This is a genomic window from Bacillus inaquosorum, assembly GCF_023238325.1.
In the GTDB taxonomy this organism is placed as follows: domain Bacteria; phylum Bacillota; class Bacilli; order Bacillales; family Bacillaceae; genus Bacillus; species Bacillus inaquosorum.
This window is the reverse complement of sequence record NZ_CP096592.1, coordinates 456,016-467,580: the sequence shown is the minus strand read 5'-3', so window position 1 is coordinate 467,580 and position 11,565 is coordinate 456,016. Positions and strand designations below refer to the sequence as shown.

General features: G+C 46.6%; 11 protein-coding genes. 1 reads left to right on the top strand and 10 read right to left on the bottom strand.

Translation table 11 applies throughout. From position 1 onward, the window contains the following. Window positions 1-151 precede the first annotated feature (151 nt). The 3 genes from mtlR to pbpC form a co-directional block, all read right to left on the bottom strand. Window positions 152-2,236 (bottom strand): mannitol operon transcriptional activator MtlR, encoded by a 2,085-nt coding sequence (gene mtlR / locus M1M80_RS02365; RefSeq protein WP_060397941.1) that lies wholly within the window; start codon window positions 2,234-2,236, stop codon window positions 152-154. A 189-nt stretch (window positions 2,237-2,425) separates the two neighbouring features. After that, the gene (locus M1M80_RS02360) at window positions 2,426-3,328 is read right to left on the bottom strand and encodes an aldo/keto reductase (protein WP_060397940.1); all 903 of its coding nucleotides are present in this window, start codon (window positions 3,326-3,328) and stop codon (window positions 2,426-2,428) included. 100 nt (window positions 3,329-3,428) lie between these two features. Next, a complete protein-coding gene (gene pbpC / locus M1M80_RS02355; RefSeq protein WP_060397939.1) occupies window positions 3,429-5,435 on the bottom strand; it encodes a penicillin-binding protein 3 in 2,007 nt (668 codons plus the stop codon). A 151-nt stretch (window positions 5,436-5,586) separates the two neighbouring features. Here pbpC and M1M80_RS02350 point away from each other — a divergent pair, with 151 nt between their 5' ends. After that, window positions 5,587-5,874, top strand: a complete 288-nt coding sequence (locus M1M80_RS02350; RefSeq protein WP_019257494.1) for an antibiotic biosynthesis monooxygenase family protein — start codon at window positions 5,587-5,589, stop codon at window positions 5,872-5,874. A 5-nt stretch (window positions 5,875-5,879) separates the two neighbouring features. Here the strand turns inward: M1M80_RS02350 and M1M80_RS02345 are convergent, their stop codons facing one another. The 7 genes from M1M80_RS02345 to M1M80_RS02315 form a co-directional block, all read right to left on the bottom strand. Then, on the bottom strand, window positions 5,880-6,125 hold the full coding sequence (locus tag M1M80_RS02345; protein WP_003240256.1) for a YczI family protein: 246 nt from the start codon (window positions 6,123-6,125) through the stop codon (window positions 5,880-5,882). Window positions 6,126-6,298: 173 nt separating this feature from the next. After that, window positions 6,299-6,940 carry a spore germination lipase LipC gene (gene lipC / locus M1M80_RS02340; RefSeq protein WP_060397938.1) on the bottom strand — a complete coding sequence of 214 codons (642 nt, stop codon included), beginning with the start codon at window positions 6,938-6,940 and terminating at the stop codon, window positions 6,299-6,301. 63 nt (window positions 6,941-7,003) lie between these two features. Next, window positions 7,004-7,756, bottom strand: coding sequence for an IclR family transcriptional regulator (locus tag M1M80_RS02335; RefSeq protein WP_060397937.1), 753 nt, complete (start codon window positions 7,754-7,756; stop codon window positions 7,004-7,006). Between the two features lie 15 nt (window positions 7,757-7,771). Further along, window positions 7,772-8,779: a 5-oxoprolinase subunit PxpC gene (pxpC, locus tag M1M80_RS02330; RefSeq protein WP_080010742.1), complete on the bottom strand. Its 1,008-nt coding sequence runs from the start codon at window positions 8,777-8,779 to the stop codon at window positions 7,772-7,774. Window positions 8,780-8,781: 2 nt separating this feature from the next. Then, entirely contained in the window at window positions 8,782-9,504 is a 723-nt protein-coding gene (pxpB, locus tag M1M80_RS02325; RefSeq protein ID WP_060397936.1) for a 5-oxoprolinase subunit PxpB, read from the bottom strand. 44 nt (window positions 9,505-9,548) lie between these two features. Further along, on the bottom strand, window positions 9,549-10,346 hold the full coding sequence (locus M1M80_RS02320; RefSeq protein WP_060399988.1) for a putative hydro-lyase: 798 nt from the start codon (window positions 10,344-10,346) through the stop codon (window positions 9,549-9,551). Further along, window positions 10,346-11,560 carry an NRAMP family divalent metal transporter gene (locus M1M80_RS02315; RefSeq protein WP_003240245.1) on the bottom strand — a complete coding sequence of 405 codons (1,215 nt, stop codon included), beginning with the start codon at window positions 11,558-11,560 and terminating at the stop codon, window positions 10,346-10,348. Before M1M80_RS02315 ends, M1M80_RS02320 begins: the two co-directional genes overlap by 1 nt. Between the last annotated feature and the right edge of the window lie 5 nt (window positions 11,561-11,565).

Sequence of the window (11,565 nt, the reverse complement as noted above, 5' to 3'; positions counted from 1 at the left end):
CACCCATTTTAACCCAAAAAAGATCACTTGTAAAACAATTTCATTTTGGAATTATTCTATTACTGAATGATAAAATAGTCCCGCATTTTCTTATCTTGTACCCCATTCACATAAAAACACACGCCAATTTTTTGACGTGTGCCATGTACTGTTATGGTATGTTTTTTTCTTTCATCCAAGTGAAAAATATGCGGTTTAACCGCTGATACAGTTCTTGTTCTCCCTCTTCCTGAAACCCCGCCATGCTTTCGCTGCTCTCGATAATGGCGGAGCTGATCGCGCTTAAAATCTCCGATCCTTCAGCAGATAATGAGCCAGGCGCCATCATCACGAGGATGCGTGTCATACTGAGGGTATTTCCGTCCATGCCATTCACTTCATAAGAGGTGCTGAGATCATACATTTTGAAAAAAGGCAGGACGATTTCATCATTTTTGAGATGATAGAGCGCCATGTTTGTCCCCGGGATTCCCAACCCCCCTTGTTTCTCCCGCTCCGCCAGGCAAACCGCGGCTTTTTTCGGATCACGGATCAAGCCATCCTCCTTCAGCTGCTGGAAAAGCTCTGACAGGAGCATGCTATGATCGGGTTTCGTTTTGATGTGTGTAAGTGTAAAGTGTCGCAGCACATCTTGGATGACAGCCATATACCGCCCCATGCTTTCCGACGCTGCCAGCATGTCAGGTACATCAGCTTGCTGTGCCTCTTCCTTCGGGCTTCTATTTTTCTCAAGAATGAGCGGAATTTTTCGCTTGATATACTGCTTCACCTGGTTTGCGTCTTCCTCATTTAAAAGCGGACTGACCATAATGTAATCAATGTTTTCGTAAGGAATCGGAACGGTGGAAACAATCATGTCATAGGACTGAACTTCCCTGCCCTTCAGCTCGATCAGGGATGACATGTCAAACGATTCAATCTCCGGCAGCTCTTTCTTCAGTCTGGAAGCTAGCATTTTCGAAGAGCCGATCCCGCTTGAGCAGACGACAAGCGCTTTCACTTTTGCTTCTTCTTTTTTGATTTCAAGGGCCGAGCCGAAGTGAAGCACGATAAAAGCGATCTCATCATCAGAAAAGGACATGCCCGGAAAATACTTTTCCACGCCTTCTTCGATCGCCATATAGAGCAGAAAATAATCGCGTTTGATCTGTTCCTTCATCGGATTGTATATCTCGATATTTTCTTTTATGCGGCTGACGGCCGGCTCCAAATGGGCAATCAGGCCTTCATATAAAGAGTAGTTTTTCGTGAGATCCATTCTGATTTTGTCTGAAATAAAAGCAATGAGCCGCTTTGTTTGCAGAGCTGTTTCCAGTTCGATTTCCTGCGCTTTGTATTCTGTTTTGTATTTCCGATTGGCGCTTCGAAGGTGGATCGTGATATAACCGACCTCCGCCTCCGGAATCGTCACGCTGAAGGCACGTTCAAGCTCGCCCGCGATTTCAAGAGCGGAGCTGTATTCTTTCGCATTTTTCAGTTCCTCAAGCTCATTTTGCTCCATGGTGATGGTTTCCCCAAGCTGGATCCGTTCGATCGCAAACGTCAGATGGACGACGAGCGCTATATAGGAGCTGTCGGACAATGAAAAAGCGATTTTTTCTTTCAGCTGAAACAAGATACGCTCCATTTTTAACAGCTCGCCTTTGCTGACTACGCCGAACATTTTCTCTGAAGAATCTGCTTTTCCTTTGATATTTAATTCAACCGCTTCCAAAAACATTTGGATGTCGAGGCGATTCACAATCAGGTTGCCGACAATTTTACGTTTCGCATTCTCCGGCCCTATAAGCTGGATGCCAAAGCCTCTTTTACGGATCAGTGTCAAACCGAAGGGAGAAATCCATTTTTCGAGCTCGTCTAAGTCGTAGCTGACCGTGGCATTCGTCACCTGCAGATCATGGGCTAGCGAGTACAGCTTGACGGGCTCCTGAGACTCTAATAACGAACAGAGAATGAGCAGTTTTCGTTCGTCCGCGCTATATTCATGCTGTTCATATGATAAATCGGTAAGCAGTTTTTGTTTATCCTCGGGACTTCCCACTGCCTTCAGCCCTTTGCCAGGCTGTTTATCGAGCGTAAGCCCGACGGTTTCCATCAGCGGCTTAATTGATTTGAGCTCCCTGTGGATGGTTCTCGTGCTGACTTCCATCAGCTCAGCAAGCTCAGTTACGGTTACATATCGGCTTTGTAATAATAAGTGCTTTAAAAGCTTTTGTTCTCTGGCAGTCATATACATAAAAAAGGCCTCCTAGACAGTCGTGTTGTGCGGATGAAGTTGCAAGGAGATTCATGAGAGGAAAAAAGAGAGGTTTCTTTATAATATAAAACGCTTTCAAATGAGATTCAATCACTTATAAATGGGAATTTGGCACTAAGCGGTGTGACAATATTGAAAAAGCACCAGCTGCTAAGCTGATGCTTTTTGTTATGGAATATCGTGACCTTGTGCAGCTGTAAAAATACGGAACCACTGATCATGGTCAAGCTTGTATGCCAACGCATTTACTGCGGCGGATATCCGCTCGCGTTTTCCGCTTCCGACAATCGGCATGATGCCGGCCGGATGCGTGAACAGCCATGCATACATCACCTCGTCCAATGAAGCGGCGCCGATTTCCGCCTGAACGGATTCAAGCGCCGTGCGGACACGGCGGTCTTTTTCCGTGTCACCAGTGAATACTCTGCCGCCTGCCAGCGGTGACCAAGCCATCGGTGAAATCCGTTTTTCCTGGCACAGGTTCAGAGTGCCGTCCAGAACATTTTCTAATTCATATGCGGAAAGCTCAATCTGGTTGGTAACGAGCTTCTCAGGCAAATACGATTCCAGCATGCGATACTGGTGATCTTTAAAATTCGAAACGCCGAAGTACCTGACCTTGCCGGAGCCTTTCAGCGCCTGAAACGCCTCTGCTACTCCCTCCGGATCCATGAGCGGGTCCGGTCTGTGAATCAGCAGTACGTCAATATAATCCGTTCTAAGGTTTAGAAGGGATTGCTCAACGGATGCCAGGATATGTGATTTGCTTGTATTATAATGATGCGACTTGTGAGCGGGACGTTCAGGTGATTCAAGAACGATGCCGCATTTTGTGACCAGCTCTATGTTTTCTCTTAATCCGGGCGAAAGGGCAAGGGCGTTTCCAAACAGCTTTTCGCACGTATAGCCTCCGTAAATATCCGCATGATCAAAGGTCGTGATGCCGTGATCGATACACCATTCAATGAGGCTGAGCAGTTCAGCATCTGAATAGTTCCATTCATTCAGCCGCCAAAGCCCGTGTATGACTCTTGAAAATTGAAGATCCTCCGCCAATTGAATACGCTGCATGCAAAATCCCTCTTTTCCTTGTATAAACCGGGTCTTGCCCCTTACTAGTTCATTCGGCCTCAGATCCCCTTTTTCCTTTCGCTCCCGTCAAAAAGGCATTTTAATTCGATTGAAATAGCTTCTTCGCTTTCTCCACAACATAGTGGCTGCCGCCGCGGTCCTGCACATTTTGAATCATCATGGCGACAAGCAGGTCTTTGTTTTTGTAATCATAGCCGACGAACCAGCCATTTTCCGCGCCGTCTTTATCATCTTTTGATGTTTTCAGCTCAGCTGTTCCTGTTTTTCCGGCAACAGTGATTCCTTTCACGACAGGCTGATACGCTGATCCGCGCTCGTCTTCCACAACGCCTTTCAGACCTTTAGTAATGTCTGCCGCTCCTTCCTTCGTGACTACTTGCTTGTGCCAGACATCAGCTGTTTGTGAGTCTTTATTGATCAATGTCGGTTTGACAAGATCCCCGTTGTCAACAAATGGTGTGTAAGAAGCTGCCAAGTGAAGCGGAGACATTTGCATTTGCCCTTGTCCGTACCCTGTATCCGCAAGCAAAATGTCTGAATCGAGCTTGTCATTTGCGATAGACGACTTCTGGGTCGGGAATTCATATGGAATGTCCTCTGAGAAGCCAAACGTGTTCAACCCTTTTGTAAAGTTGTCTGCCCCCATATCAAGCGCGTTCTGTGCAAAATAAATATTGTCTGATGTAATGAGGGCATTTTCCAGATCGACTTGCTGAAGGCTCTCAGACACACGTGTCACTGAATAACCGCCCCAGCTTGAATCTTTTTGCCACTCTTTTCCTTTGATTGTTTTCTTCTCATCTGCTTTAAGGGTGCCATTTTTGATTCCGATTGCAGCCGCAATCGGTTTAATCGTAGAACCCGGTGCGTATGTTTTGTTGAATTTCGCTGAAAACGGATTATTTTTATCTTCGTTTAGTTTTTTCCATTCCTTATCACTCCAGCCGAAAATAAATCCGTTTGGATCGTAAGAAGGCGCGCTGACAAGAGCGAGTGTTTCGCCTGTCTTCGGCTGCAGCGCAACTGCCGTGCCGCTGTCATCCTTCAATTCATCATACAGCTTCGTTTGCGTGTTGATATCAATTGTGAGGTGAAGATCCTCGCCGTCCTTCGCTTTCTTTTCAGCGATGACTTCTCCGGTTTGCGGCACGTAGATTTTCCATCCGGTTGTGCCTCTTAGTTTGTCCTCATACACATTTTCAAGTCCGGCGATGCCGATGTTAGACGTATCACTGTACGTTCCGTCTTTCTTTTTCTTCAATTCTTCTGCAGTAATAGCGCGGACATAGCCTGTTAAATGGGCTGTCTTTTCGCCATACGGATAATAGCGGGAGCTGACATTCGTTCTTGTCACTCCTTGTAATGACGTCGCCTCAGACACTAATTTTTTCTGGTCCGGCTTGACTTTTTTGAGCGGCACAAACGAATCGTCTTTCACCCAGCTTTGATCCAGATTTTTCTTGATGTCATCTTCAGTCAAATCAAGTTTTTTCGCGAGCTCTTTTATGACTTTTTCTTTTTTATCGCCAAGCTCTCCGGGAACAATTCCGATTTGAGGAACATCTGTATTGATGGCTAAGCCTTTCCCATTTTTATCGTAGATTTGGCCGCGTTTCGGTTCAATGCTGGCGATTTGCACTGTTTTGTCATCAGCCAGCTGCTTGAAAATAAACGACGGATCCCAATCTATATTCCATGACTCCTCATCATCTGTTTTTTGTTTTTTCAGCACAGCGGTATTTTTGAAGCTGACCTTGCCCGCATTAGTATCCATGCTGACTTTATATGGGATGTGCTTCATTGTCTCGTTGTCTTTATCGTCCTTATCCACTTCTCCCGCAGTGACTTTCAGATTTTTTACGCCTGCCTGCTCATAGATGGTTTTATACCTGTTGACGAAATCTTTTTTGGAGATTTCTTTTTTAACATCTTTGGTCAGGCTTTGATACATGTCATCGAATTGCTGATCGTTCCATTGTTTCACAAATGCTTCCATGCGATCCTCTGGTGAATCTGTCTTGGAGCATCCGATTAAACCAATCAATCCGACGCATAGAAATACTAGTAGAATACACTTTTTTAACATGACTTTCCCCTGCCTTCCATTTGTTATTTTCTCTTAAATGAATTGGTGCGTGCAAGATTTTTTTGAAAATGAAGGAAAAGGTTCACCGATTTTGCAGAAATCTCCTGTCGTTTGCTGTAGACTATTTGAAAAGACGGAAAGAAGGGATGACATGGTCAGAGAGGCAGCAATGCTTCACATTAAAGAAGGGCTTGAACAAGAGTTTGAGGAGGCGTTCCGGCAAGCGGCGCCGATCATTTCCGGCATGAAGGGCTATATTACGCACTCGTTATCTAAATGCATGGAAGAAACGCATAAATATTTGCTGCTTGTGGAGTGGGAAACACTTGAGGACCATACGGAAGGCTTTCGCGGTTCTTCAGAATATCAGGAGTGGAAAGCCTTGCTTCATCGGTTCTATACCCCGTTCCCGACGGTCGAGCATTTTCAGGATGTGTAATAGATTTATATAATATGAAGTGTAAAACCGATGAGAGAGACAGACCATACGAAAACGGCGGTATAAATATTAAAAGCGCCTGAGCCGTCGTTTTCTTTTTTGCGCTCTTCAAGCCCCTGCATAAACATGACTGCGCCAAGAAAGACGAGCATGACCGATTGAATAACAGAGGTATGTTCCGTATAGTTAAAAGCAATAAGCGCCAGTATAATAATGATAACCGCAAAAGACATTTTAAAAATGCGAAACAAAAGGACCATCCTTCCTTATATACGAAATATTGAACGTTATGGCTATATTTGCCTACGTCCTCCATTATTCTAGCGCACTTTGTTTGTCTGTAGAACAGAAGACAGAGAATTTTAAGTTTCTTTTAATATTTCAATCACACATAAAAAACGCGCCCTGTCATGAGGCGCGTTTTTTATGAAACTGACAATTCTTTATAGCCTAACTTGTGAACGGCTTCAGCCATCGCTTGATAGCCCTTGCTGTTCGGATGGACACCGTCAAAGGACAGATATTCCTGCTCTTTTCCTTTGAAGATGCTGTAGGCATCCGCGATTTTGACATGGGGTGCTGATGCAAGTGTTTCTAAATGTGAATTAAAAGATGTGATCCATTTGCCAGCGATTTCAATGCCGGGAAACGGATTATATAAGTTGAATACACGGATCGCGTACGGGGACGGATTTTCTCCTTTGATTTCGGCGATTTTGGCAATCATCTTTTCAAAATTCTCATGGCAATGGGCAGATGCATGGCTGAAAATCGTTTCATCCTTAGACGTTTGGTAGGCTAAGACTGAATCGATCAGATCATTTCCGCACCCTGTGATTGTTATCATGTCTGCGCCCTTAATGCACTTTTGCACAAAGGGATATGACAGGAGCCCCAGAATTTCTTCTGTATTTAAACCTGATTTGGCAAAGATGGATATTGCCGTTTTTGTTTGCAAGTCGGCTTCCATCATGTCTCCGAAACGCTGGACGAAGCCGGGAGAAAACAGCCCGGAGCCTTTCCCCGTCGTCAAAGAATCCCCCAGAGCTGTATATTGAAGCACCATGTTCTTTCCTCCACTCCTGAACGTCGATACGTTAATGTACGCAGTAGAGAAAAGATCGGCTACTTATGAATACCCTATTTTTCTGGAAATCTGCAAAGCGGCGTCCTTCACCTTTTCCGTTAAATAAGGCAGCCTGTCTTCGGTAAACCTTGCTTCAAAGCCTGCAATGCTGATGCCGGCTGCGACTTGCCGCTTATGGTTAAAAATCGGGGCACCGATAGCCGCTGTATAGTTTTCGAGCTCTGAATAGCTGACGGTATAGCCATTTTTCACAGAGGCATCAATCTCCTGCAGCAGTTTTTCGGGATCAGTAATCGTCCCGGACCCAATTGAAATGAGTTCCGTTTGTTTGATGTATGTTTCAATTTCTTCACGGGGAAGAAAGGACAAAATGCTTCTGGCGCACGCTCCCGCATACAGAGGAGAACGCCTGCCGATCGCCGTGTACAGCCGCACAGTCTGCGTCCCTTCTATTTTCTCAACGTATATCGCTTCATTGCCGTCTCTCATGATCAATTGCACGGCCTCATCCACTTCACTGCACAGCTCTTCCATCACCGGTTTCGCTATTTTTCTGATATCTAGCCTGTCAGCGACGAGCTGGCCGAATTCCAAAAACACCAGTCCCAGCGAATAAGCGCCTGACGAATCCCGATTGAGGAATCCCATTTCCTCTAAAGAGCTGACCATACGGTGAACAGAGGTTTTCGGCATTCCTGACAGCGACACCAGTTCACTTAAGGTAAGGCTTGGTTCATGCAAAAACAAATTAAGCAGAGCCATAGATTTGACTACGGTTTTGTTTTTATTCTGCATCATTCATCCCCTTTGTTATGTCAGCCATTCCATCTTCATTCTCGTTTTCAGTTCTTTTATATGCTGTTCCCGTTCAATCGCAAGTGCTTCCGCTTCCTGAAGGGATACAGGCTCAAACTGGACTTGCTCGCCCGGCATGATTTGCGAGACAATCGGAAGGTCAGCGGATATGATGTGCGCGATCCTCGGATAGCCGCCGGTCGTTTGCCGGTCTGCAAGCAGAATAATCGGGTTGCCATCAGGCGGCACCTGAACCGTTCCAAATGAAACCGCTTCCGACACCATCTCAAGCGGCGCCTTCAGTTCGAGCGGTTCTCCTTTGAGCCTGTAGCCCATACGGTCGGATTGCGGCGTGACACGAAACGTTTCTTCATAAAAACGTGTTTTTGATTCTTCTGTAAAAAAACCGAATTGTTTTCCTTCCAGCACCCGAATGACGGGATTCTTTTTCAATGGCAGAAACCTGCCGCGGCTGACGGACCATTTCGGTACTGCAAATCCTTGCTTTCCAAGCTGAGGGCTTAATCGGGAAAGGATGGTTTGCGAAAGGGATGACATCTCTCTAATGGACAGTTCATCTTCCTTTTGAAGCGCTCTGCCATGATGTCCGCCGATGCCTGCTCTGACGTACGTGCTTTTGCTTTCCATGACGGCAGGCACATCGAAGCCGCCGGCTGCCGCTAAATAAGCACGGCTGCCAAGTTTGCAGGGGCCAAAACTGACTGTGCTGTTTTCCTTGACGAGCACAGGCTTCCATAAAGGCGCTTCCTCGTCGTTAATACGCAGGGTGAAGTCCGCCCCTGTCACTGCAATCAGCGTCGTTTTCGAAAAATAAAATGACGGTCCGGGCCCCATCAGCGTAATTTCAAGACCGGCTTCATTTTCGCTGTTGCCAATCAGCAGATTTGCAATGCGCAGCGAAACCGTGTCCATGGCGCCGCTTGCCAGAACTCCGTATTTTTGATAACCCGTTCTGCCTATATCCTGAACCGTTGTGAGCAGTCCAGGCTTTAACACTTTCATGCTCAATTGGACTCCTCCTTATAGGCGTGATAGTCTTCTTCTGAGATGCGCACGAATTTCACAGTGTCTCCCGCCCGCAGTAATGTCGGCGGGTTTTCCTGCGGCCGGAAAAGAGCCAGCGGCGTTTTGCCGATCAGCTGCCAGCCGCCCGGCGTCGAAATCGGATAAACGCCTGTCTGCAATCCCGCAATTCCGACTGAACCTGCGGGAATCGACGGTCTTGGTGATGATTTTCTTGGAGCGGCAATGCGTTTGGACATCCCGCCTAAGAAAGGAAAACCTGGAGCAAAGCCAAGCATATACACAACATATTCGCCGCTTGTATGAATGTCAATGACTTCCTCCGGTGACAGCTGATTGATCTTCGCCACCTCTTCTAAATCCGGCCCGAATTCACCGCCATAACAGACAGGAATTTCTACAATACGGCGGCTGTTTTCATAGTCTGCGGCTATTTCCTTCAGCCGCTCTTCGACATCGCACTTGACCTTCTCAAAAGGTGAGCTTATCCCTTGAGGCAAATGCTTGTACACTTCATACATATCATAAAATACCGTCAGACTTGTAAAAGCCGGGATGCATTCAATGAATCCCGGAAATGGCTGTTCTTCTATATAAGCGGCCGCGGCATGGACAAGGCCGTTGACCTGCTCGTTTATCTCTTCTCCGAATCGGATCATCATTGCAGAATCACCGAGCTGTTCGATTTGGCATCGTACAGTCATCTTTCTCACCTCTTTTATTTCTCGTTCATCAGGAGGACGAGAGGTTACAGCACCGCAAGTGACTCGTCTCGAATATCTGTGATGAGCATATGCCCCGGCGCATGTGTGATGACCATTTCAGGTTTTACATTCATAGCCACGGCTTGCGGGGTCACTCCGCATGCCCAAAAAACAGGAACCTCGCCTTCATGAATGGAAACGGCATCTCCAAAATCCGGTTTGTCCAAATCGCGAATCCCGATTGCTCCCGGATTGCCGATATGGATTGGTCCTCCGTGCACAGCCGGAAAACGTGAGGTCACCTGAGCGGTGCGTACAGCCAGCCGTTCTGGAACAGGTCTCATACTTACAACCATTTGTCCTTGAAACGGCCCCGCCGGAACACAATCGATATTCGTTTTATACATCGGGACGTTTGTCCCTTCATCAATATGCCGGACAGCTATTCCATTGTTGATCAGCGCCTGTTCAAAGGAGAAACTGCATCCGATCAGAAAGCCGACAAAGTCTTCCTCCCAGTACGGCGTGATATCAGATACTTCTTCCGTCAAGACACCGTGCCTGTAAATACGGTATTTCGGAAAGTCCGTTCTGATATCAGCATCCGGCGCAACCAGTGACGGCACAGGCGAACCTGCTTCTGTCACATCCAGCACAGGACAGGGCTTTTGATTTCGCTGGCAAAACAGCAGAAAATCAAAAGCAAGGTCTTTCTTCAAAATCACAAGGTTCGCTTGGGCATAGCCGCCGGACATGCCTGCGGTCGGCCCGTTTATTTTTCCCTCTCGTATCAGGGCGCGCACATCCTTCGGCGCCATTTTGTTTAATTGATCCACCTTCATCAGCTCCACAATTGAGGAAGTTGTGTAAATAACGTGTAGACTCCCATAACAGCCATTACGATAACAACAAGTGCACCTGAAACGGTCAGCCAAAGCGGATGCTTATAATCACCGATAATGTTTTTCTTATATGCGGCAATAAGCAGCGTTCCGAGTGCAATCGGCAAAATCAAGCCGTTCAGAGATCCGACAAGCACGAGGATTTTCGCAGGCTGTCCGATTGTGACAAAAGCTAACGTAGAAATCACGATAAATCCGATAATAATACCGCGCGAATTCTTTTCGATTTTTGGAGAAAAGGTTTTGAAAAACGAAACAGATGTATAGGCTGCCCCAATAACAGATGTAATCGCCGCAGACCACATGATCAATCCGAAAATTTTATAACCGACATTTCCAGCAGCCAGCTTGAAGACAGACGCCGCAGGGTTGCTTTCATCGATGTGCAGGCCTTTTGACACAACGCCAAGCACCGCAAGGAAAAGAGCGATACGCATAACAGATGTAATTAAAATGCCGACAACCGAGCTTTTTGTCACCTGCGGGATTGATTCCTTCCCTTTAATTCCTGCATCGAGCAAACGGTGTCCCCCGGCAAATGTGATATATCCGCCGACGGTTCCGCCCACCAGTGTGACAATAGCAAATATGCTGATATGTTCCGGGACGAATGTATGTGTAACAGCCTGTCCAACCGGCGGAGCTGTTGTCGCCGCAACGTAGACCGTTAAAATAATCATGACAAAGCCCGCAATTTGCGTAAAGCGGTCCATCGCTTTTCCTGCTTCCTTGATAACGAAAATCAAAATGGCAATCACGGCGCTGATTAAGGCGCCTGTTTCTGGTGTAATGCCGAACAACACCTGAAGCCCCAGCCCGGCACCCCCGATATTCCCGATATTAAAAGCCAGTCCGCCAAGCACGACGAGAATGGCGATGAAATACCCCAGTCCGGGAAGCACCATATTCGCAATTTCCTGACCGCGTTTTCCAGAAACCGCGATGATGCGCCATACATTGGTTTGGGCAAAAATATCTAAAATAATAGAAATTAAAATAACAAAACCAAAGCTTGCCGCGAGTGTGTTTGTGAATGTAGCGGTCTGTGTCAGGAAACCAGGGCCGATCGCTGATGTCGCCATTAAAAAGGCGGCACCCATCAGCAACGACCAGCTGCCTGCTTTTTTCCCCGCTGCTTTTTTCTGCTGCTCCATCTATT

Excerpts from the sequence above, each read along its gene's own strand:
- mtlR (WP_060397941.1), bottom strand. The coding sequence starts at position 2,236 with ATGTATATGACTGCCAGAGAACAAAAGCTTTTAAAGCACTTATTATTA.
- M1M80_RS02360 (WP_060397940.1), bottom strand. The coding sequence starts at position 3,328 with ATGCAGCGTATTCAATTGGCGGAGGATCTTCAATTTTCAAGAGTCATA.
- pbpC (WP_060397939.1), bottom strand. The coding sequence starts at position 5,435 with ATGTTAAAAAAGTGTATTCTACTAGTATTTCTATGCGTCGGATTGATT.
- M1M80_RS02350 (WP_019257494.1), top strand. The coding sequence starts at position 5,587 with ATGGTCAGAGAGGCAGCAATGCTTCACATTAAAGAAGGGCTTGAACAA.
- lipC (WP_060397938.1), bottom strand. The coding sequence starts at position 6,940 with ATGGTGCTTCAATATACAGCTCTGGGGGATTCTTTGACGACGGGGAAA.
- M1M80_RS02335 (WP_060397937.1), bottom strand. The coding sequence starts at position 7,756 with ATGCAGAATAAAAACAAAACCGTAGTCAAATCTATGGCTCTGCTTAAT.
- pxpC (WP_080010742.1), bottom strand. The coding sequence starts at position 8,779 with ATGAAAGTGTTAAAGCCTGGACTGCTCACAACGGTTCAGGATATAGGC.
- pxpB (WP_060397936.1), bottom strand. The coding sequence starts at position 9,504 with ATGACTGTACGATGCCAAATCGAACAGCTCGGTGATTCTGCAATGATG.
- M1M80_RS02320 (WP_060399988.1), bottom strand. The coding sequence starts at position 10,346 with ATGAAGGTGGATCAATTAAACAAAATGGCGCCGAAGGATGTGCGCGCC.
- M1M80_RS02315 (WP_003240245.1), bottom strand. The coding sequence starts at position 11,560 with ATGGAGCAGCAGAAAAAAGCAGCGGGGAAAAAAGCAGGCAGCTGGTCG.